This is a genomic window from Streptomyces sp. JLYT201 (genome assembly GCF_059448825.1).
The window spans coordinates 1,711,776-1,736,803 of sequence record NZ_CM182551.1 but is presented as its reverse complement, the minus strand read 5'-3'; the positions used below and the strand labels follow the sequence as shown (position 1 = coordinate 1,736,803).

Here is a 25,028-nt window from a genome sequence, read left to right as displayed (position 1 = left end):
CGCCGCCGAAGTTGCAACCTTGGTCGCTTCCACTCCACACGAACCGCTCTGCCTGCTCCGCCGCCCCGCTTGTTTGGCTGGTGTCATCAGGACAGCCGACCGGGCGGAGGAGCAGTGCCACACGAGACGCGGCAGCCGGTGCCGGCGCCGGACGGGCCGCAGGCGCTGGGCGCGCCGCGGCCGGGCCGCCGCCTGGACCGCCGCGCCGTCTACTGGTGGACGACGCAGAACGTGCTGGTCGTCGTGCCGGTGCTCGCCGCCCTCGCGGCCCTGGCGCTGCTCCCCGACGCGCCGTCGTGGCTGTGGCCCGTCTTCGCGGCCGTGTGCCCCCTCGGCGTCGGCTACGCGCTGCTCACCCCCTGGTACCGCTACCGCGTGCACCGCTGGGAGGCCAACGGCGCCGCGGTGTGCGCCGCGTCGGGCTGGCTCGTGCGGGAGTGGCGCGTCGTGCCGTTCACCCGCATCCAGACCCTGGACACCAAGCGCGGCCCGCTGATGCAGCTGTTCGGCCTGTCCGCGGTGACCGTGACGACCGCCTCGGCGGCGGGCCCGGTCACCATCGCGGGCCTGGACGACACGCTCGCGACCGCCATGGTCCGCGACCTCACCGAGCGCGTCCGCGCCCTGCACGAGGACGGCACGTGACGACGGCGACGAAGGGGCCCGACGTGCCGAGCCCGCCCCGCACCCCCGTGGCACAGCCGCCGTGGCAGCGCCTGCACCCGCGCATGGTCGTCGTGAGCGTCAGCTGGCTCGCGGGCCCGGCCGCCGCCCTGCTCGGCACCATGTTCCTGGCCCGTGACCTGCTCAACACGCACGGCTGGATCGTGCTCGGCTCGTACATCGTGGTCGCCGCCGTGCAGGCGGGACACGAGTGGGTCCGCTACCGGACCACCCGCTTCCGCATCACCGACGGCGAGGTCGAACTCCACTCCGGCCTGCTGTTCCGCACCGACAAGTCGATACCGCGCGACCGCGTCCGCAGCGCCGACCTGACCGCCAACCCCGTGCACCGCCTCTTCGGCCTCGCGGCCGTCAAGGTCGGCACGGGGCAGCACACCGGCAAGAGCGAGGACGACGAACTGGTCCTCGACGGCATCTCGCGCGCCCAGGCCGTGGAGTTCCGGGCGCTGCTCCTGAACCGCGGCGGGCCGGGCGGCGGCACCGAAGCGGCCCCCGCGCTGCCGGTGCCGCTCGCGAGGCTGAGCTGGTCCTGGGCCCGCTACGCGCCGCTCACCGTCACCAGCCTGGCCGGAGTCCTGGCCGTGGTCACCGGCGGATCCAAGCTCCTGGACACCCTCGGGCTCGACCTCACCGACAGCCGCCTCGCACGGGACACCTGGGACCGGCTCGACGCGCTGCCGGTCGCGGTGGCCGTCGCCGCCGTGGCGGCCGTGCTCCTGGCCATCGGGGTCGCGGGCTCCCTCGTGTCCTTCGCCGAGGCGTGGTACGGCCACCGCATCGAGCGGGAGCCGGAAGGCTCCCTGCACCTCATGCGGGGCCTGCTCACCTCCCGCTCGGTGTCCGTGGCCGAGCGGCGCGTCTGCGGCGTGGAGCTCAGCCAGCCGCTGCCACTGCGCGCGGTCTCCGCCGCCCGGCTCACCCTCCTGGCCACCGGTCTCGGCGGGCCCGCGAACCGCTTCTCCAACCCGGCGCAGCTCCTGCCGCCCGCGCCCCTGGACTCCGCGCACCGGGTGACGGCCGACGTCCTGAACGAAGCGGCGTCGCCGATCGCCGAAGCGGAGCTGCGCGGTCACCCCCGGCCCGCGCTGCGCCGCCGTCTGGTGCGCGGCTGTCTGCTGGCTCCGGCCGCGGCGGCCGCCGCGGCCGGAGCCGGGACGGCCGCCGGAGTCCTGCCCTGGTGGAGCGGTGCCGCGGCCGCGCTGCTCACCGCGGCCTTCGGCTGCCTGCTGGCGCGGGACGCCTACCGCGGCCTCGGCCACGCCCTCAGCGGCGACTACATCGTCGTACGGCACGGCACGTTCGTGCGCCGCACGGTGGCGCTGCGGCGCGACCGGATCGTCGGCTTCACGGGCAGACAGACGTACGGCCAGCGCCGAGCCGGACTGTTCACGCTGACCGCCACGACGGCCGCCGGGAAGGGCGCGGTCCGGATCCGTGACGTGGACGTGCGCGACGGGCTGTCCTTCGCGGAGGCGGCGCTGCCCGGCCTCGTCGCGCCCTTCCGCGCGCCCGAGCCGTCGCCCGCCGGGTGACCCCACAAGCCCCCCTGGAAGAGCAGAAGACCGAGTACTCCGGAGTGATCCGGAGTGGAGGAAGGAACCGTGTTCAAAGCCCTAGGACGTTTCGTCGTCGGCCACCGGTGGCTGGTGATCATCACCTGGCTCATCGCCGGGGCGGCCGTGATCGGCTTCGCGCCGTCGCTGACCACCACATCCGACCAAGCAGAGTTCCTTCCCAAGCACTACGAGTCGATCCAGGCCCAGAAGATCCAGGAGAAGGCGTTCCCCAAGGGCTTCAGCCCCTCGGCGATCGTGGTGTTCACGCGTGCGGACGGCAAGGCGCTGACCGCCGCGGACTCCGCGAAGGTCGACGAGGTCGGCAAGGCCCTGAAGGCCAAGAAGTACGAGAAGGTGGAGCAGGTCATCACCGCGCCGCCGTCGCCGCACAAGAAGGTGCAGACGGTGATGGTGTCGATGGCCGACGTGAAGGCCGGTGACAAGGGCCAGCAGCACGCGGTCGAGGACATGCGGGACGACCTGAAGCCGCTGGTCGCCGACTCGGGTCTGAAGGCGGGCGTCACCGGTGACGCCGCCACCCAGCTGGACAACGAGGAAGCCTCCAAGGAGGCCGACTCGCTGATCTTCCTCGGCACCATCGGCCTGATCATCGTCCTGATGACGATCATCTTCCGCAGCCCGACGATCACCATCCTCACCATCGTCGGGATCACGCTGGTCTCCCAGGTCGCCAACGGCCTCATCGCCACCTGCGCCAAGGTGTTCCACCTCAAGGCCGACAGTTCGGTGTCGTCGCTGCTCATCGTGGTGCTCTTCGGCGTGGGAACCGACTACATCCTGTTCCTGATGTTCCGCTACCGGGAGCGGCTGCGGCTCGGTGAGGACCCGAAGACCGCCATGATCTCGGCCGTCGGCCGCGTCGGCGAGGCCATCGCGTCGGCCGCGGGCGCCGTCATCGTCTGCTTCCTCGCGCTCCTCCTGTCCTCGCTCAGCTTCCTCGTCTCGATGGGCCCGGCGCTCGCCATCGCCATCGGCGTGACCCTGATCGCCTGTCTGACGCTGATCCCTGCGGTCATCTCCCTCATGGGCACCAAGGTGTTCTGGCCGTCCAAGTCCTGGCAGCGGGAGCCGCGCGCGGCCCGGTTCGGCGCCCTCGGCCGGTCCGTGGCCCGCCGTCCCGGCCGGTTCGTGGTCGGCTCCGGGCTCCTCATGGTCGTCCTCGCCCTCGGCGCCCTCGGCTACAAGCCGACGTTCGCCAGCCAGGAGGACGAGAACTCCAAGAAGGAGTCGCAGGTCGCCCTGCACGCCATGAGCAAGGACCTGCCCGCGGGCAGCACCAACCCCAGCACCGTCCTGATGCGCTCCACGAACGGACAGAAGCTCCAGGAGGCCGACATGAAGGCCTTCGTCACCCAGCTCAAGCAGGTCAAGGGCGTCGGCGACGCCTCCCGCTCCCAGCTCAGCAAGGACGGCAGGACCGCCGAGTTCAACGCCGTCCTGACGATGGACCCCAACGGCCGCGAGGCGATGGACATCGTGCGCGGCCCGCTGCGCACCACGGCCCACGAACAGGCCCCGCCCGGCACCGAGACCAAGGTGGGCGGCGTCACCTCGGTGTTCGTCGACATCAACAAGGCGGTCAACCGGGACTTCTCGGTGGTCTTCCCGACCGCGGCCGCGCTCATCATGCTGATCCTCGGCCTGCTGCTGCGCAGCGTCGTCGCCCCGATCTATCTGATGGTCTCGGTCGCGCTCGGCTTCGGCGCCACGCTCGGCGCGAGCGTGATCCTCTTCCAGCAGATCGAGGGCCAGTCGGGCCTGACCTTCTTCCTGCCGGTCATCATGTACTTGTTCGTCGTCGCCATCGGCACCGACTACAACATCCTGATGGTCGCGCGGCTGCGGGAAGAGGCGAAGGAAGGCCTCGGTCCGCGGGAGGCCACCGCCAAGAGCATCCAGCACGCGGGCCCGACGGTGGCCGCGGCCGGTGTGATCCTCGCGGGCACGTTCGCCTCCATGCTGCTGGCCAGTGACGTCTCGCTCGCCCAGATCGGCTTCGCGGTCGCCTTCGGCATCATGATCTCGGCCTTCGTGATGGCGATGTTCTTCACGCCCGCCCTCACCGCCCTGTTCGGCCGGGCCGCCTGGTGGCCGCGCCGGATCACCCCGGACGCCCCGCACCGGAACGAGCCCCCGCACGACGGCTACCAGCAGCCGGTGCCCGCCCAGGGCGGCTCGCCGTACGCGCAGTACCCGCCGCACGGCCGCCGCGACTGACCTCTCACGCCCCACGGAAATCGGGCCCCACCGCCTCGGCGGTGGGGCCCGATTTCCGTGGGGGATCAGGCGGACGGGCCCGGATTACTCCGCGATTTTCGTGCGGCCCACCCAGCGCAGTTTCCGGGGCCCGGAATCCCCGTCGTACGCCGGAGAATTCACCCGGGACCCGCCCGACGCGGCCGGAGCGTCGATGAACTCGTAGTGCTCATAGCCGTTTCCGTGCCGAATCTTGACCTTCTCGGCGGAGCAGATCACATCGGGGAACTCGGCGAGGACGACGGTTCCGGAAAGGGTGCTCGGGCCGCCTTCGAGGTGGACGGGGTTCACTGTGATGGCGGAGATGCTGTGGTCGATTCCTCGCATGGGTCACCTCTCGTCTTGGCACCTCGGATTGGCACCTCGGACTCGGAGTGATTGTTCTGCGGCCACGCGGTCCGCGGAAAGACCTCCGGCACCCCTCAATGACCCCTATGCGCCCGGGTGGTGGGCCTCAAGGGTTCACGACCGCACAGTGACCGGGACCGGCTCCGGGTGCAGCCGCCGTCCGTTCAGCTCCGGCCGCGGCGCCTGCCCGTCGGGGGCGGGGACGGTGGCGGCCGCGAGCTCGGTGAACTTCTCACCCAGCGGCTGGATGACGTTCTTCTCGACCTCGTAGTAGTTCGTGAGCGCCGACAGGGGGACGCGGCGCAGGTGCCAGCGGCCCGTGAGGTTGCAGCCGACCTCGGGGTGGGGCGTGAAGTGGCCGGTCAGCCAGCCGTGGTGCTCGCCGTCGAGGGTGTGCTCCAGACGGAAGTAGTTGAACAGGCTCTGCGCCGTGGTGCGGACCGTCTCGTGCGGGTCCTGCGGCCGGGGGTCCGCCACGCCGAACCAACACTCGGGCTCCCCGGCGTCCTTGACGTACGCGTCGTTGAAGCCGAGCCACGGCCAGACGAAGGCGATGTGGCGCGCGTGCGCGGTGCTCACGTCGTCGGCGCGCCCGCCGTCCGCGATCCGGTCGGCGTCGATGTAGAAGCGCCCGAGCCAGCTGGGCAGCCACAGGTAGTACGGATAGGAGCTGTCGTCGGAGAGCAGATAGCTGTTGGCGTTCGAGAACAGTTCGTTCCCGGCTATGGGCCGAAGGCGCACACCGTACTCCGGCAGGCTGAACCGCACGCTGAGGACTTCGAAGAACGACCGTACGTCCTGGAAGTAGGCGGACAACGTGTCGTAGGCGTGCGCGGTTTCGGCGGCGACTTCTTTACGGAAGATCATGGGTACCTCTCCAACGCTGAGGCGGTGCTTTCGGGTTCGCGGGACACCGGGTAACCCGAATGTGCTAAGACGTCTGCGTGAGCGCGACTGTAGATCACCAGCAGAGTGCGGTAAACCATGCAAGGGCAAACACGGTGACGCCCGCTCAAGAGCCGTCGCCCGCCCTTCCGTTACTCGACATCGCGATAGTCGGAGCCGGAATCGGCGGCTGCTATCTGGCCGAAAGGATCGTCCACCGAAAGGAATCGGCCAGACATTCCGGGAGCGGCCCCGTGGCCCTCTTCGAGCGCACGCACCGGGTGGGCGGACGGCTGTGGACGGTGCGCATGGGGCAGGGGAGCGAAGCCCCGGTCGCCGACCTCGGCGCGATGCGCCTGCACCGCGGTCTGCGGCGGGTCCTCGACGTCGTGGCCCGGGCCGGACTCGCGGGCGACCTCGTGCCCTTCGACTTCGGACGCCCCGAGAACCCCGTCCACGTCCGCGGAGTGACACTGCGTCAGCACCAGCTCGCCGATCCCACGCGGATCCCGTACGACCTGCGGGAGCGGGAGCGCGGACTCGACCCCGGGGACCTCGTGCGGCACGCGGCCGAGGCCCTCGTGCCCGGCTTCGCCGAGCTGCGCCGCACCCACCACGAGGCGCTCGGACAGGGCGACGCGCACCGGGCCGCGCGCACGGCAGCCGCGTTCCGCGCCCGGCGGGACACGGCGACCGCCGGCGGCCTCCCGCTGCGGCACACGACCTACGCCGACGCCCTGCGCACGGTCCTCGGCGCGGAAGCCGTGGCGCTCCTGCACGACACCGGCGGCTACGACGTGGGCACCAGCGGCGAGAGCGCCGCCGAACAGCTCGGCCTGCTGTTCCGCACCCCGCCCGACGCCGAGTACGTGACGCTGCGGCACGGCATGCAGCGCCTGCCCCTCGCCCTGTGCGACCGCTTCACGGCGGCCGGCGGCAGCCTGCGCCTGGGGCACCGGCTCCTGCGCGTCGACCGCGCGGAGCCGGACGCGGCCCGCGCGGCCACCGGGCGCGGCGAGCCCCCGCCCCGTTATCGGCTCACGTTCGCCCTGGAGGACCCCCGGGGACGCGTCACCGGGGAGCGGCTGCGCGTCCACGCGCGCACCGTCCTGCTCGCCCTGCCGCCGGGGCCGCTGCTCCGCCTCGCCCAGGACGGGCTGCCCTTCACACCCCGGCTCCGTGCGGACCTCGCGGCGGTCGAGGCCGTGCCCGCGCACAAGCTGTTCCTGCTGTACGAGACGGCGTGGTGGCGCCGCCTGGGCATGACGCGCGGCCGCGCCACCACGGACCTGCCGCTGCGCCAGCTCTGGTACGGCGGCACCTGCCCGCCGCCCGCGGCCTCGCGCGACGACGGCCCGGGGCTGCTCCTCGCCGCGTATCCCAGCGGGCCCGCCACCGCCTCGTGGACCGCCGCCGCGGGGATCGCCGCCGGGGCCGCCGAGGGGGCGGCCGTGGGGACCGCTGGGGGAGCCCCCGACCCCGCCGCCCCCGTCCCCGGCGCGGCCACGGTCGAGCGGGCCCACCGCCTCGTCGCGCGCATGCACGGCCTGCCCGGGCTCGCGGCCCCGCTGCTCGCCCGCTGGCAGGACTGGAACCGGCCGCCGCACGACGGGGCCTGGCACGTGTGGCGCCCCGGACACGACCCCGACACCGTGGCCCCGCGGGTGCGCCGCCCCCTGCCCGGCGAGGCGGTGCACCTCGTCAGCGACTGCTGGACGCCCGACCCCGGCTCGATCGAAGGGGTCGTCTGCTGCGCGGACGCGGTGCTGCGCGAGCTGGCCGGGGAACGGGGCGACCGCTGAGCGGCGGGGGGCGGCCTGGGCGGCCGGGCACCGGGCACGGTAGGTTCCCGGTGAAGATTCGGTCATCGGTGAGGCCCGCACAGGGGTGGGTGCCTCCCGTGCGGTTGTGGCGAGGTGTGGTGGCATGGGTGTGCTGACGGTGGGGAAGGTCCTGCGGTTCGACGAGGTCCGCGGCTATGGATTCATCGCGCCCGACACGGGCGACGAGGACGTCTTCATGCACGCGAACGACCTCGTGGGCGAGAAGTACCTCTACCAGGAGGGCAGCGTCGTCGAGTTCTTCATGGAGATGGGGGACAAGGGGCCCAAGGCGTCGAACATCCGCCTGGTCCACCAGTCCACCTCCCACCAGCTCCCGCGCGGCGGCCTCGCGGCCCGGACCGCCGCCGCGCCCGGCGACGGGGAGCTCTCCCCGGCCGACGAGTTCACCCAGGAGCTGACGGAGGCGCTGCTCGACTCCGTCGGCTCGCTGACCGGCGACCAGATCAAGCGGGTGCGGGCCTGCGTCCTCGAGCTGGCGCGGGACCACGGCTGGGTCGCCTCCTAGCACGCCGAGGGCGGTGGGGTGCGCACCCCACCGCCCTCGTCACGTCACCGGAGCCCCGCGGCGGGACCACCGGTCACGGCTGATGGTCAGATGGCCTCCCACAGGGCGGGAACGTTCGGCGGCTCCCAGCCCGGGTAGGCGGTGTGACCCTGGATGCAGCGGTAGCGGACACCTTCGTAGGTGACGATGTCCCCGGCCGCGTAGGTGGCTCCCACCTGCCAGGTGGTCTCGCCGCCACCGGGCACGGTGAGGGTGTACGTGGTGGTGTGGCTGACCTGCCCGGCGCCCGTGAAGGTCAGGTTGTACGTGCCGGCGACCGTGCCCGCCGCGACCTCGACGGTGGCGGTGGCGGACTCACCCGAGGTGACCGACTCCGGGCTGAAGGTGACAGTCACCCCTGCCGGGGCGCCCGAGGCCGAGAGCTTCACCTGCTGGGCGTTTCCGCTGGTCGTGGCCGTGGCGACGGTGACCTTCGCGGAGGATCCTGGCTCGACCGTGCCCGCGCCCGGGTTGGCGGAGATGGAGAAGTCGTCCGTGGGGGCGGGCTTGTCGCCCACGGAGGTCTTCCAGATCGTGTAGGCCACGCCGTCCGAGCTGCGGTCGAGGGCGGTCGCGGCGATGTTGGCGGTGGTGTCACAGCTGGAGTGGTAGCAGGGGTCGTAGGCGCGGCCCGCGGTGCCGCCCCACTTCGCGGCCTCGGCTGCGGACTTCGTGGCCGATGCGCCGGTGGCGTAGCCGGAGGTGGCGATGCCGACCTGCTGGAAGGAGGAGTCGTCCGACCGGCCCTGTCCCTCGACGTTCTCCTGCGGGGCGAGGTTGAGGGAGGTCCAGTACTCCTTCATCGGGGCCGAGGCCGCCGAGTTCAGGTTGTTGATGAAGTACCCGGCGTTGACCGAGCCGATCATGTCGAAGTTGTAGTACGCCTTGATCTTGGCGCGCTCGGTGCCGTTGAGGGACCTGGCGTAGTAGTCGGAGCCGTTGAGGCCCTGCTCCTCGTCGGTCCACCAGGCGAAGCGGACGCGGTTCTTCATGGCGGGGTTGTTCTGCGCCAGGGCGAGGGCCGCCTCCAGGATCGCGGCGGAGCCGGAGCCGTTGTCGTTGATCCCGGGCCCGGCGGCCACGCTGTCGAGGTGCGCGCCGAACATGTAGACGTTGTCCGCGTTGCCCTGCGGCCACTCGGCGATCAGGTTGTTGCCCGCGCCCGCGGAGCAGCCGGAGGCGCAGGTCTGCTCGGTGACCTGGTACCCGGCGGCCTCCAGCTTGCCCTTGACGTAGGCGAGGGAGGCGCGGTAACCGGCGCCGGTGGAACGGCGGTTGCCGCCGTTCTGCGAGGCGATGGTGTTGAGCTGCGTCAGGTGCGCCTGCACCTTGGCGACGTCGATGTCCGGCGGAGGCGTCGGATTGCCGCCGCCGCCCACCGTCAGCGTGTACTGGGCGGTGTGCGTCTTGGTGCCCGCGGTGCCCGTGACGGTGATCGGGTAGGTGCCGGCCGCGGCGGACGACGTGGTGGCGATCTTCAGGGTGGAGTTGGACCCCGAGGTGACGGTGGCCGGGTCGAACGAGACGCTCACGCCCGTCGGCGCGCCGGTGGCGGTCAGCGAGATCTGCTGGGCGCTGCCGGTGACGGTCGAGGTGTTGACCGTGGCGGTGGTCGAGGCGCCGGGATCGACCTTCCCCGAGGCCGGGTTGAGGCCGAGGGAGAAGTCGTTCTGCTGGCCCTCGCAGGTCGGGTCACCGGTCTGGGTCGGGATGCTGATGGCGTCCCAGGCGGCCTTGGTGGCGTTGAACAGGTCGCAGCTGGAGTCCAGGGCCTTCGCCGAGGTCAGCGTGGCCGTGCGGTAGCGCTTGTACGTCATGCCGCTGGTCTTGAGCAGCATGGCGTTGTAGAAGATCTTGCCCGCGTTCTTGAAGCCCACGCCGGTCACCTGCTTGCTGTTGCAGGTGGGGCTGGTGGGCTTGCCGCCGCCGGGGTTCGAGCCCTCGGCGAGCAGGTAGAACCAGTGGTTCAGCGGCCCGGCGGCCTTGTGCTCCTCGGTGTTGGGGATCGACGCGGAGTAGCAGTTGGGGTCGTTGTTGATCCGGCTCGGGTCGTACATGTTCCGGATCGGCCCGCGGCCCTGGAGGTTGACCATTTCCCCGACGGTGTAGTCGGGGGTGTCGTAGGGGGCGGGCTCGTTGACGTACGCCTCGGTCAGGGCGCCCATGATGTCGCCGGTGGCCTCGCCGAGGCCGCTCTCGTGGTTCGCCCCGCCCGGGGTGTTGGAGTCCAGGCCGTGGCCGAACTCGTGGGCGACGACGTCCATGCCGGCGATCCACTCGTTGGCGCTGTTGTGGCCGATGGTGACGGAGGAGCCGTCCCAGTAGGCGTTGAGCTCGTTGAGGCCCACGCGCACCGGCCAGCTGCGGCCGTTGCCGTCGTGGCCGTTGCGGCCGAACCACTCCTTGAACATGTTCCACTGCTTCTGCGCGGCGAACATGACGTCGACGCACCCGGTCTCCCGGCTGGTGGGGTTGCCGGTGCCCCAGTCGTCGGTGGCCTTGGTGAACAGACCGCCGCTGTAGTCCGAACACTGCAGGCCGGGACGTGTGGTGTCGCGCAGCACGTAGTTGTTGCCGGAGCGGGAGGTGTCGATGGTCAGCGGGTTGGGGCCGTTCCACTTGCTGCGGCCGGTGCCCGCGTGCACGTCGTCGTAGGTATCGACGACCTTGCCGGTGAGCGCGTTGACGAAGACGTGCAGCCGGCTGGGGTCGCCCGCCTTGGTCCTGCCGGTCAGCACGGTCTCCCAGGCGAGCGCGGGCGTGTCCTTCCTGACCCGGACCACCAGGCGCTTGGACTCGACCTTCTTGACCGACGCCAGCTCAGCACGGCTGGTCCTGACCGCCCGCGCGGCCTTCACCTTGGCCTTGGTGGTGACCGAGATCCTCGCGTCGGTGGCGGAGTGCACGGACCGGACCTTGCCCTTGCCGTCGGCGAGGACCACCGCGTCACCGCCGACCACCGGCAGACCGCGGTAGGTGCGCTCGTACGCGACGGAGTACAGGCCCTTGCCCCAGGGGACGACCTGGTGTCGGTCGTACTGCTCCTCGGGCCCCTTCGCCAGCGAGTCGAGGCCGCTCCGTGTCGCCTGGTCGGCGGCGGCGACGGCCTTCGCGCGCGGGTCGGGCTTGCCCGCGGGCGGCGCGGCCGAGGCGAAGGACGCCGGTGCCACCACCCCCGCGAGTGCCATGGCCAGGGTTATCCCGGCCGCTGCGGATCTTCTGAGCATCACGGCTCCTTGTGAGAGGTGTTGAGGCTCCGCTGGGCCAGGGGGGCATGTCAGCGCCGGTTCTCGCGGTCCTGCCCGCTGCTCCGCTTTTGAACTGACACTGACATGACACCCCCATGGCTGGCGGAACCCTCACACCGGCCCGGGCCGCGGTCAATGGATTTCGGGCGCCCGGCACACCCTGTCAAAACCTGGCAAGCGCGCCGGGCCCACCGCCGCCTCACTCCGACACGCTCCGCAGCCGCTCGCGGTACTCCCGGACTTCCGGCAGGTCCCCCCAGCGCCCGGCCAGCCGGCTGTGCAGTCCGCGCAACTCGGCGGTGATCATCAACTCCCGCGCGCACACCGCCTCTTTCAGGACGGGCCGGGCCAGGGCGACCGCCGCGAGGGGATCACCGGCGCACGCCCAGCTGTCCGCGAGCCGCAGGGTGAGCAGCAGGCGCGTGGTGTGCATCATGGGCGGAAGCAGCGCGTACGACCGGGCGGTGGCCTCGATCGCACGCCGGGCCACCGCCCGGTCGTCCGTCATCACCGCGAGGTCGCGCAGCGCGCCGCCGATCGCCGACTCCAGGCGCACCACCCCTTCGGCGCCCGAGAGCCAGGGCGCCTCCAGGCGGTCCCGGTCGTCGAGGCGGGCGAATCTGCGCCGGGCCATCGAGATGTGCCGCCGGCACGCCTCGGAGTCGTGGCTCAGCGCGTACGCCCGCGCCTGGTAGAGGTCCGCCAGGGTCGCCATCCAGCGCCGCTTGGCGTCCACCGCGCCGATGGCCTCCGCGTACACGAGCATCGAGGCGGCGTCCCCGTCCAGCCGGACGAGGGTGCACATGTCGCTGAGGAGGGTCGCCCGGGCCTCGGCGTCCTGGACCGCGTCCGCCCAGCGCAGGCCGTGCCCGAACCAGGCCATGGCGACACCGCTCTGCCCCCGCTCCATCCGCAGCCGCCCCGAGACCTGGGCGTACTGCGCGGCGAGCCGCAGCTGGCCGTACGGAAGGCGGCCCGTGGAGTTGACCGCTTCGGCCCAGCGGGCCACGCCGCGGAGCAGCCGCTCCACCGTGGTCACGCACGCGTCGGTGACCTGCGCGAACGCCTCGCGGATCAGACAGGCGAGCACGGCGGTGAGGCCGTGCAGCAGCTCCACCTCCGCGGCGGCCGCCTCGCCCGCGCGGCCGTAGGGCCCGGTCAGCCCGTTCAGGAGGTCCGTCACCGAACTGCGGTCGGGCGTCGCGCAGCCCACCGTCCCGTGCAGCGGACAGGCCAGGCCCTCGGCGGGCAGCCGCTCGGGCCAGTGCTGCGCGGTCAGGGGGACCTCGGCACCGGGGGTGTCCGCCCCCGGGATCGGCGAGAACAGCGTGGGCGCCGTCAGGAACCGGCCCGGCACGCACAGCGACTGGCGCGGCGACGCGATGGCCGTGGCGAGCTGCCCACCGGTCTCCAGAACCGCGTCGAGCCTGCTCACCAGGTCGAAGGGCGGCTCCCGCAGCCCGCTCTCCAGCCTGCTGATGAAGCTGTGGTGGTAGCCCACCCTCCGGCCGAGCTGCAACTGCGTGAGTCCGGCCCGACGGCGGTGGAACCGCAACTGCCGCCCGAACTCCGCCCACCCCGGGTCAACCGCCTCTGACACACCGACGGACATGGCCCCTCCCCGACCGGGCTCCCCCCTGGGGTCAGTGTGACAGGTGAGGTTGATTCTTCCAACACCCTTATGGACCAGTGGATTTGGTACCTTCGGCGGCCGTGGCGGCACGGTGGACGTGCGCCGCGGCATCGGGCCTGCCACGGTCAGGCCCCCACGGTTCGTCGTGGGTCGCCGCACACCGACCTTGGGGGAGCGAATGGCACGTCTGCCTGATCCGCGAGGCTCACAGGCCGTTCTGATCGGATGCGGTCACTACACGGAGCTCACCCCCCTCCCGGCGATCGACAACAACCTGGCGGACCTGCGGGAAGTCCTGTGGGAATCCGGAGGGTTCCGGCCGGAAGGGGTCACGGTCATGAGCGACCCCCGGCACGCGTCCGAGGTCGGCCTCGCGCTGCGGGAGCTGTCGGAGCGGGCCACCGACGTGCTCGTCGTGTACTACGCCGGCCACGGACTCGTCGGCGACGACGGAGAGCTGTACCTCGCGCTGCGCGACACCGCGGAGCGCGAACCGGCCATGACCTCCCTGTCGTTCGAGAGCCTGCGCGTCACCCTGAGGCGCAGTCCGGCACGCACCAGGGTTCTGATCCTCGACTGCTGCTTCAGCGGCCGCGCCCTCAGCGGCCTCATGGGCGTTCCCTCGTCCGGCCTCGCCCCACTGAGCGAGGTCTCGGGGACCTTCACCCTGGTGTCGTCCACGGCCACCGCCCTGTCCATCGCCCGGCCCGACGAGCCGTACACCGCGTTCACCGGAGAACTGATCAGGCTGCTCAAGCACGGCGTTCCCGGTGCGGACGAGCTCTTGACCCTCCAGGTCATCGCGGCCGAACTGCGGCGCATCATGGGTGCCTTGGGGTATCCGGAACCCCAGACGCGGGACGAGAACGGCGTCGGCGCGCTCCTGGGCCTGGCCCCCAATCCCGCGTACGACCCGACGGCCACGTCGGGCGTCCCCGCGCCCACGAGGGGCGAGAGCGGCACGGCTCCCGGTGGTGCGGAGGCCGACGACGTCGAGGACGTGGAATGGGCCCCCGACGCGCCCGCCACGAAGGACCTGCTGCAGCGCGGGCCCACGGCGAAGGTGCTCGCGCTGCGCCTGGTCGAGACCCAGCTGACGCAGCCCGACACCTCCTTCCTCGTGCATCTCGACGGCCCGTGGGGCAGTGGCAAGAGCAGTCTGCTGAACCTCCTGGAGGCCCAGGTCGACGACCACTTCCTCGTGGTGCGGTTCGACGCCTGGCAGCAGTCGCGGCTCGCACCTGCCTGGTGGTCCCTGCTCACGTGCCTGCGCCAACGGGTGGCGCGTGCGCGGCCCCGGTGGCTGCGTCCTTTCGTCCGGCTCCGGGAGTCCGTCGCGCGGGCCCGAAGGACCGGTGCGCCCTATGCCGTGGCCTTCGTCCTCGTCGCCCTGGTCGCGGCCGTACTCGGGTATCTCATCTGGCCGGAGAAGCCCGGCCTGCTCGGCTGGGAGAAGCAGGTCAAGGCGGCCACCGCGCTCCTTGCCGCGCTGGGGACCCTGGGCGCGGGGGCCATGCTGGCCGCCCGCCTCCTCCTGTGGGACTCGGTGCGCGGGGCCAGGCTCTTCGAGCAGACCCAGGCCAATCCGATGGCGGACATCGCCGCCCACTTCCAGTGGCTGCTCAGACGTGCCGAGAAGCCCGTCGTCCTCTTCATCGACGATCTCGACCGCTGCGACCAGGCCTACGTCGTCGAATTCCTGGACATGATCCAGACCCTGGTGCGTGCCATGGGGAGCCCGCGCGGAGGCCGGACGCAATGCGCGGCCCATGTGGTCGTGGCGGCGGACGGCGCCTGGCTCCGACGCAGCTACGAAGTCGCCCACGCCTCCTTCGCCGACTGCGTCGCCGAGCCCGGAAGGCCCCTCGGCCATCTCTTCCTGGACAAGCTCTTCCAGCTGTCCTTGCCGATCCCGGCGCTCTCCGCCCCGACCCGGACGGCGTTCCTGGACGAGATGCTCAGGGTCGTGGACGCACGCCCGGAGGAGGAAGTCCCTCCCTCGCGGGAACCGGCCCGGCCGCGTGTCGACGGCGACGTGGTGGAGCGCCTGCGGCGCTTCGAGGAAGGGCGGGCGCAGGCGGTGTACGCGGCGATGCAGCGCGTCAGCGAGCGCCGCAGGGCCGAGCACACCCTGCGGAAGTTCGTGCCCGTACTCGGCGACAATCCGCGCGCGGTGAAGAAGTTCCTCAACACCTACAGCGTCCTGCGCCCCATCCGCTTCCTGGAGGGCATCCACGTGGATCCGGACGCCCTCGCCCTGTGGAGCCTGATCTGCGTGCGCTGGCCCGACGTCGCGGACCATCTGGCCGCCTGCCCGGAGGCGGTGGAGGGCATCGCCAGGCCCCTGTGGGTCAGCGACCACTTCCCCGGACCCCTGCGTCCCGCCGCGGAGTCACCCGAGCTCCGGGCCGTCGTGACCTCGTCGGACGGCGGACCGCTGACGCCGGAGCTCATCCGCCAGTGCCGCGGTGCCCACCGGGGCCCGGCCGGACACCGGAGCGGCCGTCCGTGACGGGCTGGCGGTAAGGTGCGCACACAGCCCTTGACCTGCACCAGCAGGCAGGGAGCCCGTACCCCAGGAGTACCCCGATGCTGCGCACCATGTTCAAGTCCAAGATCCACCGCGCCACCGTGACCCAGGCCGACCTGCACTACGTCGGCTCCGTCACCATCGACGCCGACCTCCTGGAGGCGGCCGACCTGCTGCCCGGGGAGCTCGTGCACATCGTCGACGTCACCAATGGCGCCCGCCTGGAGACGTACACCATCGAGGGCGAGCGCGGCAGCGGTGTCATCGGGATCAACGGCGCGGCCGCGCACCTCGTGCACCCCGGCGATAAGGTGATCATCATCAGCTACGCCCAGGTCGACGACGCCGAGGCCCGTGAGCTGCGGCCGCGGGTCGTGCACGTCGACGAGGGCAACCGCGTCGTGGCCCTCGGTGACGACGCCGCCGCACCGGTGCCGGGCGCCGCCGACATGGCGCGCTCTCCGCAGGCGGTGGCGCGCGCCTAGCGGCGGCACGCGCGACGGCGGCACGGCCTATGGCGCCCGGCCGGGCGCGGCGAGGAGCAGCGGCGATGAGCGACACCGAGGCGGCCGGGCGGCCGTTCGGGATCCGGGACGACCGGGCGCGCGGCGTCCTGCTCGCCGAGGAGGACGGGCGGACGGTCGGACAGATCGTCTACTTCACCCTGGCCGAACCCGAGCCCGAACCCGAGCCCGAACCCGAGCCCGCGCTCGTGCCCGTGCACACCGAGGTGCCGCCCGCCCACGAGGGCCGCGGCATCGCGGGCGCCCTGGCCACGGAGCTGTACGCGCTCGCGGCCCGCGAGGGCCGCGCGGTCGTGCCGCTGTGCCCGTACGTCGCCCGGTGGGCGGAGCGCCATCAGGTCCCGGCGCCCGCCGCCGCGCTCGTCGAGGCCGCGCTCGCCAAGGTCGAGGAGGACCCGTCGACGTGGTGACCCTCGCGCTGCTGCACACCTCGCCCGTCCACGTGCCGGTCTTCGACGCGCTGCGGGACGAGGACCACCCGGGCCTCGCGCTGCGCCACCTCGTGCACGAGGGGCTGCTCGACCGCGCCCGCCAGGAGGGTCCCGAGGCCGTCGCGGACCGGCTCGGAGCGGTCCTGGAGCGGGCCGTCGCCGACGGCGCGGGCGCCGTGCTGTGCACCTGCTCCACGATCGGCGGCGTCGCCGAGGCCCGCGCCGCCGCGCTCGGCGTGCCCGTGCTGCGCGTCGACCGGCCCATGGCGGCCGCCGCCGTCACGGCGGGCCCGGCGGTCACGGTCCTCGCCACGGTCGCCAGCACGCTGGCGCCCACCGTCGCCCTCCTGGAGGAGGAGGCCGCGCGGGCCGCGCGCCCCGTCGACGTACGCACCGTCGTGGTGGACGGCGCGTGGGAGCGCTTCGCGGCGGGTGACCAGGACGGGTACGTGAGCCTGATCGCCGCTGCCGTCGAGCGGGCGGCCGTCGACGGCGCGGATGTCGTCGTGCTCGCCCAGGCGTCGATGGCGGACGCCGCCGCGCGCTGTGCCGTGCGGGTGCCGGTCCTCGCGAGCCCCCGCCCCGGGCTGAGGGCGGCCGCCGCGCTGTGCGGGCGGCCGGGCACCTAGGGGACGAGCCCGCCGCCGGGACGCGTGGACTCGGCGCGCGGGGGCACGCGAGGCGGGAGAGAGTGGAAGCGGCCGACGCGCCTTCGCACCGCGGGGGCCGGCCGCCCCGCGCTCGCACGAGACGTACGGGAGGAACCATGACCAGCCCGTTCCCCGACCCCGTTCCGCCGGGGCCCACGCCCGGTCCGCGCCCGGACCCGGTGCCCGCGCCGCCGCCCGACCCCGGGCCCGCCCCGGGGCCGGTGCCCGTGCCGCAGCCCCCGCCGTCCCCGGTGCCGAAGCCGCCGGGCCCGGACCCCGTGCCGGAGCCGGACCCGACGCCCGAGCCGATGAGCCGGACGCACCGGTAGGCGCTACGCCTCGACCTCCGAGCGGTCGCCGCCCCACAGCGTGTGGAACGAGCCCTCGCGGTCCGTCCTGCGGTAGGTGTGCGCGCCGAAGTAGTCCCGCTGGCCCTGCGTGAGCGCGGCGGGCAGCCGCTCCGCGCGCAGCGCGTCGTAGTAGGCGAGGGCCGCGGCGAAGCCCGGCGCGGGCACGCCCTGCGTGGTCGCGGCGACGAGCACGGCGCGCCAGTCGTCCTGCGCCGCACCGATCTCGCGTGCGAAGCCCTCGTCGGCGAGGAGGCTCGGCAGGTCGGCGCGCGCGTCGTACGCGGCGCGGATGCGGTCGAGGAACGCCGCCCGGATGATGCAGCCGCCGCGCCAGATCGAGGCGACCGCGCCCAGGTCGATGTCCCAGCCGTACTCCGCGCTGCCCGCCGCGATCTCGTGGAAGCCCTGCGTGTACGACACGATCTTCGAGGCGTACAGCGCCTGCTCGACGCGGTCGGCGAAGGCCGCCGCCTCCTCCTTGGACAGCGGTTCGGCGGCCGGGCCCGCGAGGCCGCGGGAGGCGGCGCGCAGGTCCGTGTGCCCCGACACGGAGCGGGCGAACACCGCCTCCGCGATGCCGGACACCGGTACGCCCAGGTCGAGCGCGATCTGCACGGTCCAGCGGCCGGTGCCCTTCTGCTCCGCCTGGTCCGCCACGACGTCCACGAACGGCTTGCCCGTCGCGGCGTCCACGTGCGCCAGGACCTCGGCGGTGATCTCGATCAGATAGGAGTCGAGCCGCCCCCGGTTCCAGGTGCGGAAGATGTCGGCGATCTCGGCGGGGGAGTAGCCCGCGACCTCGCGGAGCAGCTGGTACGCCTCGGCGATCAGCTGCATGTCCGCGTACTCGATGCCGTTGTGCACCATCTTCACGAAGTGGCCGGCGCCGTCCGGGCCGATGTGCGCCGTGCAGGGGCTGCCGTCGGCGGCCTTCGCGGAGATCTTCTCCAGCATCGGGCCGAGCGCCGCGTACGACTCCGCGGAGCCGCCGGGCATGATGCTCGGGCCGTTGAGCGCGCCCTCCTCGCCGCCGGAGACGCCGGTGCCGACGAAGTGGATGCCGAGCTCACGCAGTTCGCGCTCGCGGCGGCGGGTGTCCGCGAAGTGCGCGTTGCCGCCGTCCACGATCATGTCGCCCGGTTCGAGCAGCGGCGCGAACTCCTTGATGACGGCGTCCGTCGGCTCGCCCGCCTTCACCATGACGACGAGGCGGCGGGGGCGTTCGAGCGCCGCGACGAAGTCCTTCGCGGTCTCCGTGCAGACGAACTCCCCCTCGTCGCCGAACTCGTCGACGAGCGCGCGGGCCTTGGCCGCGGTGCGGTTGTGCACGGCGACCGTGAAGCCGTTGCGGGCGAAGTTCCGGGCGAGGTTGCGCCCCATCACCGCGAGACCCGTGACGCCGATCTGCGCTGAACTGCTCATGTGCTAGCTCCTGGGTTCCTGGAAATCCGAAGTGCCGCGACCGCCCGGCGCACCGCCTGACCTGCCGGGCACGTCATGGGTGACGCATGTGTCGTAGGTAACGCGTCCGCCCGTCAGTATCACTCCGCGGCGTACCGTGACCTTGGACACCGTGCCCGAAGGAGGAGCCGCCCGTGCCGCATTTCGACCTGCCGCTCGACCAACTGCGCCAGTACCGCCCGGACCTGCCGGAACCCGAGGACTTCGACGCCTTCTGGGAGAAGACCCTCACGACCGCCCGGGAACACGACCTGGACGCCCGCTTCGAGCCCGTGGACACACCGCTCGCCTCGGTCGACGTCTTCGACGTGACCTTCGCGGGCTTCGGCGGACACCCCGTGAAGGGCTGGCTGCTCCTGCCGGCCGGGGCACGCGAGCCGCTGCCCGCCGTGGTCGAGTACATCGGGTACGGCGGCGGGCGCGGCCTGCCGCACGAGCGGCTGCTGTGGTCGGCGGCCGGGTTCGCGCACTTCATCATGGACACGCGCGGCCAGGGCAGCGGCGGCTCGGTGGGCGACACCCCCGACCCCGTGGGGAGTGCCCCGGCGTATCCGGGCTTCCTGACGCGCGGGGTCGAGGACCCGCACGCGTACTACTACCGCCGGGTCTTCACCGATGCGGTACGCGCCGTCGAGGCGGTGCGCGCGCATCCGCTGGTGGACGCCGCGCGCGTGGCCGCGGTCGGCGACAGCCAGGGCGGCGGCATCACGCTGGCCGTCGGCGGGCTCGTGCCGGACCTCGCGGCGATCTCCCCGAACGTGCCGTTCCTGTGCGACTTCCCGCGCGCGGCGACGCTGACCGCCCGGCCCCCCTACCGGGAGATCGGCCTCTATCTGCGGGCGCACCGGGGGAGCGAGGACCAGGTGTTCCGCACGCTCGCGTACTTCGACGGCGTGCACTTCGCGGCGCGCGGCCGGGCGCCCGCGCTGTTCTCGGCCGCCCTGGAGGACGAGACGTGCCCGCCGTCGACGGTCTTCGCCGCCTTCAACGCCTACACGGGCAGCGAGCGGTCGATGGAGGTCTACCGCTTCAACGACCACGAGGGCGGGGGCGTCTTCTTCCACGATGTGCAACTCCGTTGGCTTCCGGGGCATATGAGGAACTGACCAGTTCAACGCCCTCTCAGCGCCGCACTCTTGTCACACCGTCGGCGGACCGGCTAGCTTGCGCCCTGTCCTGTGGCTGACGTGTGACCTTGCGTACAACGCGTGTCTGAGGGGGCTTCCATGGCCTTACGAGGCCGGCACCGCCGGTACCAGCCGAGCCGGATCAACCGTGCCTCGCTCACCGTCACGGCCAGCGGCGCGGGCATCGCCCTGCCCCTGGTGACCGCCGGTACGGGCCACGCGGCGGACGTCGACACCTGGAACAAGGTCGCCGCCTGCGAGTCCACGAACAACTGGAGCATCAACACCGGCAACGGCTTCTACGGCGGCCTGCAGTTCACCCAGTCCACCTGGGAGGCCTACGGCGGCACGGCCTACGCGCCGCGCGCCGACCTCGCCACCAGGGGCCAGCAGATCGCCGTGGCCGAGAAGGTCCTCGACGGGCAGGGCCCCGGCGCCTGGCCCGTGTGCTCGGTGCGGGCGGGCCTGACCCGGGGCGGCGACACCCCGGACGTCAAGCCCGCCACGGCGCCCGAGAAGCGCACGAGCACGGCGAACGACGCCAAGACCGACGGCGGGCGCACCGCGCCGAGGCCGCCCCGGCGCACCGTCAAGGACGTCAAGCCCGAGGTGACCCCGCAGTCCGCGGCGGGCACCGCCCGGATGTACACGGTCGTGCACGGCGACACCCTCTCCGGCATCGCGGGCGAGCGCCACGTCCGCGGCGGCTGGCCGCAGCTGTACCAGAACAACCGCCGCACCATCGGCGACGATCCGGACCTCATCACACCGGGCCAGCGGCTCTCGCTGCGCGGCGCGGACGGCAAGGAGAAGCGGCCCGCGCGCCCGCCCGAGCGCAGGAAGCCGCCGGAGGGCAAGGAACGGCCCGCGCGCGCCCCCGAGAAGCAGCGCGCGCACCCGCAGCCCAAGCCCCCCAAACAGCAGGAGCGGAAGCAGGCCAGGCCCGCGCCGAAGCGGGACACGGCACCGGCGCCGCGGCAGAAGGCCAAACCGGCCACCTCGGCGCAGTCGGGGGCCACAGTGCCCGTCGCCGCGTCGATCGGCACGCCCTACCGCGCGTCCGGCAGCTCCTGGTCGAAGGGCTACCACACGGGTGTCGACTTCCCCGTGCCCACGGGCACGTCGGTGCAGGCCGTCGCCGCGGGCACGGTCGTCGAGTCCGGCTGGGGCGGCTCCTACGGCTACCAGGTCGTCATCCGCCACACCGACGGCAAGTACTCGCAGTACGGCCACATGTCGGCGCTCTCGGTGAAGGCCGGGCAGCGGGTCGTGCCGGGACAGCGCATCGGCCGCTCCGGCTCGACCGGCAACAGCTCGGGCCCGCATCTGCACTTCGAGATCCGCACGGGCCCCGGTTTCGGTTCGGACGTCGACCCGCTGGCGTATCTGCGGGCGCGCGGCGTCCGCATCTGAAGCCTGCCACGGGACGAACGCGTGCGGGCCCCGGGCTCTCTGAGGAGACCCGCGGCCCGCACGCGTGGTCGTTACGCGTGCCCCGCTCTGGCGTCCGCGCGCGGGAACGTCTGCAGCATGGGCTGCAAGGGCAGGCCCGCGAGCCCGGTGAGGCCCTCGGGCAGGAACGACTGCTCCGGCGCGGCCTGTTCGCCCGGCCGGGGCCGTGTGCCCGCGTCGGCCCCGGGGCGCTCGTCGTGGCCCGGCACGCGCTGCTCGGTGACCGTGGTGGTCTGGTCCGGTGGCACGGTCGCGGGGAGGGCACGTGTCATCGGCCCGGTGGACAGCTCGGTGCGGGGTGCGGCCGGTGCGGCGTCGTCGCGCGCCGAGGCCGACGCGTCGCCCGCCGCGGCCGGCGAGGAGCCCGCGGCCGTCGTGGCCTCGGCCCCGATGCGCTCCGTGGTCAGCAGGATCAGCCCGCCCGCGGCGACGACACCGCAGGTCAGCGCCACCGCCGTGCCGACGGCTCCGTAGCGGAAGGATTCTCCGAACAGGGTGAGGCCGACCGCGGCCGCTATCACCGGGTTCACCACCGTCACCGTGGACAGCGGCGCCGCGAGGCCCGCGCCCCGGTAGGAGGCCTGCGACAGGAGCAGTCCGGCCACCGCGAGCACCGCGATCACCGCGAGGCTGGGCACCTGCCGGGTCAGCGGCTCGTGGGCGTCCCAGTCCACCGCGACCGTCTTCGTGAACACCGAGGAGATGCCGAAGGCGATGCCCGCCGCCGTGGCGAGCAGGACGCTGCGCACTGCCGGGTGCCGGTGCACCGCGTGCGCGAGCAGCATCAGGCAGACCACGGCCCCGCCGGTGCCGAGCGCCAGGACGACGCGCTCCGCGTCGGCCAGGGACCGGGAGTCGGCGGCCTGCGTCAGCGAGAGCAGGCCCGCGAGGCCCAGCGTCGCCATGAGCGCGCCGCGCCAGGCGGTGGCCCCGGCCCTGCGCCGCACGAACAGCGCCGCCATCGGCAGGGCGAACACGATCGTCAGGGCGCCCAGGGGCTGCACCAGACTGAGCGGCCCGTAGGCGAGGGCCACGACGTGCAGCAGCCCGCCGAGGCCGTTCAGGACCACCGCGACCCACCACGCGCCGCGGCGCAGCGGCGCGTACTCGTGCTGCGAGGCCTTCGCGGCCACCCGCTCCTGGAGGATCGCCCCGCCCGCGTACGCCACGGCGGAGACGAGGGAGAGCAGGACGGACAGCGCGAGGGCACTCATGAGGCGCTCCGCGGGGGAAGGCAGCGCCGGTCGTTCCGGTACGTCTCGTGCCCTGACGTCCGGTGCGTCCGGTGCTGCGTGCGGTCGGCTTCCATGTTCACCACAATGTCGCGCGGAGCGCGGCAAGTCGTCGTCCCTGAGCAGTCAATCCGTCCTACTACCGATGGAGTACGACCTCCCGTATGTCCTCCCCAGGTCTGGTTACCCACGGGGCCGGGGGCTTCTGATGTACTGCTGCGGTGACAGCTCGCAGCCCTGACATCGCCTGGGACGTGGTCGGATCCGTCGGCGGCTTCTTCGCCCTGCGGACGGGGGAGCCGCCGGAGCGGACACTCCCCATGGTCGCACGCGTGTACGAGATCGGCGAGGTCGGCAGGAGCGTCACGGAGGGTGACCCGCTGTCCTTCCGCGTCACCAAGGTCGCCGCCCGGCTCGCCGCTCCCGAACCCCGCGTCGCGGCCTCCATCGCCCACCTCGGCCTCGCCGCCCGCCTGTGGTCCCTCGCACTCGGCCCGGCCGCCCTGTACGGGCGCGTGCCCGACCTCGACCCGCGACGGCTGCGCTGGGACGCCGACGGCAGCTCCCCGGACGACCTGTGGCTCAGCGGCGACCGTACGTTCCCGGCCGACGCCGCGCGCCTGCGGGAGGTCGTGGTCGACGGCCACCTCACGCCGCTCGCGGACGCCCTGCGCGCCCGCTACCGGATCTCCCCGGCGCTCCTGCGCGGCAACGCGGGCTCGGCCCTCGCGGGCGCGGCCCGCGAGCTGCACGCCTGGGCGGAGCGCACCGGCCGCCCCGACGCGGGGCGGCGCGCGCTCGCCCTGGCCGCCGAACTCTTCGCCGAACCGGAGTTGCGCGCCACCGGCACCCTGGACGGCACCGCGTTCCGGCGCCGCAGCTGCTGTCTGTACTACCGCTGCCCGAACGGCGGCCTGTGCGGCGACTGCTGCTTCGACCGGCCGCCGCAGCGGTCTTCCCTCGGGGCGCCCGCTGGGTGACCATGAGGGGGCCGGCCGACGACGGGGGGCTCCGCTCGTGAAAGTGGGACTGCTCACCCGCGAGTACCCGCCGGACGTCTACGGCGGCGCGGGTGTCCACGTCGAGTTCCTCGCCCGTGAGCTGCGCGCCCTGACCGACCTCGACGTCCACTGCTGGGGCACGGACGCCGACCACAGCGCCGAAGAGGCCGTGCGCCACCGCGCGTGGAGCGCCCTCGACACCGCCAACGACGCGCTGCGCACCCTCTCCGTCGACCTCACCATGGCGGCCGCGCTCGGCGGCCGCGACCTCGTCCACACCCACACCTGGTACGCCAACCTCGCCGGTCACGTCGGCAAGCTCCTGCACGGCATCCCGCACGTGCTGACCTCGCACTCGCTGGAGCCGCTGCGCCCCTGGAAGGCCGAGCAACTGGGCGGCGGGTACGCCGTGTCGAGCTGGGCGGAGCGCACCGCCGTCGAGGCCGCCGACGCCGTCATCGCCGTCTCCGGCGCCATGCGCGAGGACATCCTGGCCTGCTACCCCGCCGTCGACCCCGCGAAGGTGCGCGTCGTCCACAACGGCATCGACACCGAGCTGTACCGCCCCGACCCGGGCACCAGCGCCCTCGTCCGGCACGGCGTCGACCCCGGCCGCCCGTACGTCCTGTTCGTCGGCCGCATCACGCGCCAGAAGGGCGTGCCCCATCTGCTGCGCGCGGCCCGGCAGCTGGAGCCCGGCGTCCAGCTGGTGCTGTGCGCGGGCGCGCCCGACACTCCGGAGATCGACCGGGAGTTCCGCACCCTCTTCGAGGAGCTGAGCCGCGCCCGCGACGGCGTCCACTGGATCCCGCGCATGCTGCCGCGCCCCGAGGTCGTCCAACTCCTCAGCCACGCGGCGGTGTTCGTGTGCCCCTCGGTGTACGAACCGCTCGGCATCGTCAATCTGGAAGCCATGGCCTGCGGCACGGCCGTCGTCGCCTCGCGCGTCGGCGGCATCCCGGAGGTCGTCGCGGACGGCACGACCGGGCTCCTCGTGCCCTACGACCGGCACGACGAGGAGCGCTTCGAGCACGACCTCGGCCTGCTCCTGAACCACCTGTCCGCCGACCCGCGCCGCGCGGCGGCCATGGGCGCGGCCGGACGCTACCGGGCCCGCCGCGAGTTCGGCTGGGACGCGGTGGCGCGGCGCACGGTCGAGGTGTACGAGGACGTACTCGGCGTACTCAAGGCAACGTAGCGGGGCACACGGACGCCAGGGGGGCGCACCCGCGCCCCCGCGGAGCGGCGGTC

At 72.9% G+C, this 25,028-nt stretch carries 20 protein-coding genes; 14 read left to right on the top strand and 6 right to left on the bottom strand.

Annotated elements, in window-relative coordinates:
• Positions 1-114: 114 nt before the first annotated feature.
• From AC5WAM_RS07235 to AC5WAM_RS07225, 3 genes are all read left to right on the top strand, one after another.
• Positions 115-645 (top strand): PH domain-containing protein, encoded by a 531-nt coding sequence (locus AC5WAM_RS07235; protein ID WP_495522026.1) that lies wholly within the window; start codon positions 115-117, stop codon positions 643-645.
• A complete protein-coding gene (locus AC5WAM_RS07230; protein WP_495522025.1) occupies positions 642-2,216 on the top strand; it encodes a PH domain-containing protein in 1,575 nt (524 codons plus the stop codon). The genes AC5WAM_RS07235 and AC5WAM_RS07230 overlap by 4 nt, the downstream gene beginning before the upstream one ends.
• Before the next feature lie 69 nt (positions 2,217-2,285).
• Entirely contained in the window at positions 2,286-4,478 is a 2,193-nt protein-coding gene (locus AC5WAM_RS07225) for an MMPL family transporter (protein WP_495522024.1), read from the top strand.
• Positions 4,479-4,562: 84 nt separating this feature from the next.
• On the opposite strand, the gene AC5WAM_RS07220 is transcribed toward AC5WAM_RS07225, so the two are convergent.
• Entirely contained in the window at positions 4,563-4,844 is a 282-nt protein-coding gene (locus tag AC5WAM_RS07220) for a DUF5988 family protein (protein WP_366791697.1), read from the bottom strand.
• Positions 4,845-4,979: 135 nt separating this feature from the next.
• The gene (locus AC5WAM_RS07215) at positions 4,980-5,732 is read right to left on the bottom strand and encodes a hypothetical protein (protein ID WP_366791696.1); all 753 of its coding nucleotides are present in this window, start codon (positions 5,730-5,732) and stop codon (positions 4,980-4,982) included.
• A 77-nt stretch (positions 5,733-5,809) separates the two neighbouring features.
• Between AC5WAM_RS07215 and AC5WAM_RS07210 the strand changes: the two genes are divergently transcribed.
• Positions 5,810-7,552 (top strand): flavin monoamine oxidase family protein, encoded by a 1,743-nt coding sequence (locus AC5WAM_RS07210; protein WP_495522023.1) that lies wholly within the window; start codon positions 5,810-5,812, stop codon positions 7,550-7,552.
• A gap of 130 nt (positions 7,553-7,682) precedes the next feature.
• Entirely contained in the window at positions 7,683-8,099 is a 417-nt protein-coding gene (locus AC5WAM_RS07205; protein WP_366791710.1) for a cold-shock protein, read from the top strand.
• A gap of 86 nt (positions 8,100-8,185) precedes the next feature.
• Here AC5WAM_RS07205 and AC5WAM_RS07200 read toward each other — a convergent pair whose 3' ends face one another.
• Positions 8,186-11,365, bottom strand: a complete 3,180-nt coding sequence (locus AC5WAM_RS07200) for a M20/M25/M40 family metallo-hydrolase (protein WP_495522022.1) — start codon at positions 11,363-11,365, stop codon at positions 8,186-8,188.
• 220 nt (positions 11,366-11,585) lie between these two features.
• Positions 11,586-12,986 carry a helix-turn-helix domain-containing protein gene (locus AC5WAM_RS07195; protein WP_495522021.1) on the bottom strand — a complete coding sequence of 467 codons (1,401 nt, stop codon included), beginning with the start codon at positions 12,984-12,986 and terminating at the stop codon, positions 11,586-11,588.
• A 211-nt stretch (positions 12,987-13,197) separates the two neighbouring features.
• On the opposite strand from AC5WAM_RS07195, the gene AC5WAM_RS07190 reads away from it, so the two are divergent.
• The 5 genes from AC5WAM_RS07190 to AC5WAM_RS07170 all read left to right on the top strand — a co-directional run bounded on the left by AC5WAM_RS07190 (position 13,198) and on the right by AC5WAM_RS07170 (position 17,483).
• On the top strand, positions 13,198-15,531 hold the full coding sequence (locus AC5WAM_RS07190; RefSeq protein ID WP_495522020.1) for a caspase, EACC1-associated type: 2,334 nt from the start codon (positions 13,198-13,200) through the stop codon (positions 15,529-15,531).
• Positions 15,532-15,608: 77 nt separating this feature from the next.
• Positions 15,609-16,034: an aspartate 1-decarboxylase gene (gene panD / locus AC5WAM_RS07185; protein WP_495522019.1), complete on the top strand. Its 426-nt coding sequence runs from the start codon at positions 15,609-15,611 to the stop codon at positions 16,032-16,034.
• Between the two features lie 65 nt (positions 16,035-16,099).
• Positions 16,100-16,483, top strand: a complete 384-nt coding sequence (locus AC5WAM_RS07180) for a GNAT family N-acetyltransferase (protein WP_495522018.1) — start codon at positions 16,100-16,102, stop codon at positions 16,481-16,483.
• Complete coding sequence (locus tag AC5WAM_RS07175; protein ID WP_495523522.1) at positions 16,480-17,133, top strand: aspartate/glutamate racemase family protein; 654 nt, start codon at positions 16,480-16,482, stop codon at positions 17,131-17,133. Before AC5WAM_RS07180 ends, AC5WAM_RS07175 begins: the two co-directional genes overlap by 4 nt.
• A gap of 137 nt (positions 17,134-17,270) precedes the next feature.
• On the top strand, positions 17,271-17,483 hold the full coding sequence (locus AC5WAM_RS07170; RefSeq protein WP_366791689.1) for a hypothetical protein: 213 nt from the start codon (positions 17,271-17,273) through the stop codon (positions 17,481-17,483).
• Positions 17,484-17,486: 3 nt separating this feature from the next.
• Here AC5WAM_RS07170 and gnd read toward each other — a convergent pair whose 3' ends face one another.
• Entirely contained in the window at positions 17,487-18,926 is a 1,440-nt protein-coding gene (gnd, locus tag AC5WAM_RS07165) for an NADP-dependent phosphogluconate dehydrogenase (RefSeq protein ID WP_366791688.1), read from the bottom strand.
• Between the two features lie 173 nt (positions 18,927-19,099).
• On the opposite strand from gnd, the gene AC5WAM_RS07160 reads away from it, so the two are divergent.
• Both AC5WAM_RS07160 and AC5WAM_RS07155 read left to right on the top strand, forming a co-directional pair.
• The gene (locus tag AC5WAM_RS07160; RefSeq protein ID WP_366791687.1) at positions 19,100-20,071 is read left to right on the top strand and encodes an acetylxylan esterase; all 972 of its coding nucleotides are present in this window, start codon (positions 19,100-19,102) and stop codon (positions 20,069-20,071) included.
• Positions 20,072-20,191: 120 nt separating this feature from the next.
• On the top strand, positions 20,192-21,505 hold the full coding sequence (locus AC5WAM_RS07155; RefSeq protein WP_366791686.1) for a transglycosylase family protein: 1,314 nt from the start codon (positions 20,192-20,194) through the stop codon (positions 21,503-21,505).
• A gap of 71 nt (positions 21,506-21,576) precedes the next feature.
• Here AC5WAM_RS07155 and AC5WAM_RS07150 read toward each other — a convergent pair whose 3' ends face one another.
• A complete protein-coding gene (locus AC5WAM_RS07150; RefSeq protein ID WP_495522017.1) occupies positions 21,577-22,758 on the bottom strand; it encodes a DMT family transporter in 1,182 nt (393 codons plus the stop codon).
• A gap of 239 nt (positions 22,759-22,997) precedes the next feature.
• Here AC5WAM_RS07150 and AC5WAM_RS07145 point away from each other — a divergent pair, with 239 nt between their 5' ends.
• Both AC5WAM_RS07145 and glgA read left to right on the top strand, forming a co-directional pair.
• Complete coding sequence (locus AC5WAM_RS07145) at positions 22,998-23,756, top strand: (2Fe-2S)-binding protein (protein WP_495522016.1); 759 nt, start codon at positions 22,998-23,000, stop codon at positions 23,754-23,756.
• 37 nt (positions 23,757-23,793) lie between these two features.
• On the top strand, positions 23,794-24,975 hold the full coding sequence (gene glgA / locus AC5WAM_RS07140) for a glycogen synthase (protein WP_366791684.1): 1,182 nt from the start codon (positions 23,794-23,796) through the stop codon (positions 24,973-24,975).
• Positions 24,976-25,028 lie beyond the last annotated feature (53 nt).

Bases quoted from the DNA above. Each gene is read 5' to 3' on its own strand.
- AC5WAM_RS07220 (WP_366791697.1), bottom strand. From the start codon at position 4,844: ATGCGAGGAATCGACCACAGCATCTCCGCCATCACAGTGAACCCCGTC.
- AC5WAM_RS07190 (WP_495522020.1), top strand. From the start codon at position 13,198: ATGGCACGTCTGCCTGATCCGCGAGGCTCACAGGCCGTTCTGATCGGA.
- AC5WAM_RS07200 (WP_495522022.1), bottom strand. From the start codon at position 11,365: ATGCTCAGAAGATCCGCAGCGGCCGGGATAACCCTGGCCATGGCACTC.
- AC5WAM_RS07180 (WP_495522018.1), top strand. From the start codon at position 16,100: ATGAGCGACACCGAGGCGGCCGGGCGGCCGTTCGGGATCCGGGACGAC.
- panD (WP_495522019.1), top strand. From the start codon at position 15,609: ATGCTGCGCACCATGTTCAAGTCCAAGATCCACCGCGCCACCGTGACC.
- AC5WAM_RS07215 (WP_366791696.1), bottom strand. From the start codon at position 5,732: ATGATCTTCCGTAAAGAAGTCGCCGCCGAAACCGCGCACGCCTACGAC.
- AC5WAM_RS07170 (WP_366791689.1), top strand. From the start codon at position 17,271: ATGACCAGCCCGTTCCCCGACCCCGTTCCGCCGGGGCCCACGCCCGGT.
- AC5WAM_RS07150 (WP_495522017.1), bottom strand. From the start codon at position 22,758: ATGAGTGCCCTCGCGCTGTCCGTCCTGCTCTCCCTCGTCTCCGCCGTG.
- gnd (WP_366791688.1), bottom strand. From the start codon at position 18,926: ATGAGCAGTTCAGCGCAGATCGGCGTCACGGGTCTCGCGGTGATGGGG.
- AC5WAM_RS07155 (WP_366791686.1), top strand. From the start codon at position 20,192: ATGGCCTTACGAGGCCGGCACCGCCGGTACCAGCCGAGCCGGATCAAC.